The 739-nt window shown below is 35.0% G+C and carries 1 protein-coding gene; it reads right to left on the bottom strand.

Annotation, left to right across the window (positions count from 1 at the left end; translation table 11 throughout):
* The coding region (gene istA / locus CD30_RS19230; protein WP_141096086.1) for an IS21 family transposase at window positions 1-739 on the bottom strand (739 nt) is incomplete at both ends.

The following is a 739-nucleotide window of genomic DNA, read 5'->3' as shown; positions in this document are numbered from 1 at the left end:
GAGTTTAATTTCATGATGATTTCTGTTAGATAAGCCTGAGCTTCTTCTAGACTTGTAAACGTATCTCGATGGGCAAATGCTTTCCGGCGGATGTATTCTACACTTCGCTCTACATGCCCCTTCTGATTTCCTTTTCTCGGTTCACATAGTCGTATTTTAAAATGATAATGCATCGATAGATTTTTCATACCATCGGTAATCTCACGTTCAGTCCCAATAAAGTTCTTTACGACTGTCCGCATATTATCGTACGTAAAAACCTCTGGTACAAAGCCTAAATAGTTAATACATTTCACATGAGCATCTTGAACACACACCATTGTTTCAGATTCATATAAATATGCAATTCTTTCATTACTATATGGTAGGGTAAAGACCGCCATTGAAAGGGAATGTAATGTTTGATCAATGATTAATTTTACTTCTCCCCAGTCAAATACAATCTCATGACCAGCAGTTGCCTTTTGACGAATAAAAACTTCTTTTTGACGTTTCTCCTCACTATTTACAAAATTTCTAACAGTGGTATAACTAATTTCGAAACCTTCATCTAGCAACTTTTCATGAATATCAATCATTTTTAGTTGTTGCTTGTGCATCTGATGTTGCCGTTTATATTCATTATCTTTTAACATTTTTCGAATACGTTTCATCACCGTAGGTGTTAATACGCGTTTATTGACTTTTCGTTTTTTATACGACGGAGGCGTTACATAGTTATCTGTAATAGGTAGTTCTC

It is taken from the genome of Ureibacillus massiliensis 4400831 = CIP 108448 = CCUG 49529 (genome assembly GCF_000772965.1).
GTDB lineage: Bacteria > Bacillota > Bacilli > Bacillales_A > Planococcaceae > Ureibacillus > Ureibacillus massiliensis.
Note: the sequence above shows the minus strand (reverse complement) of the source record. Positions and strands in the feature narration are given on the sequence as shown.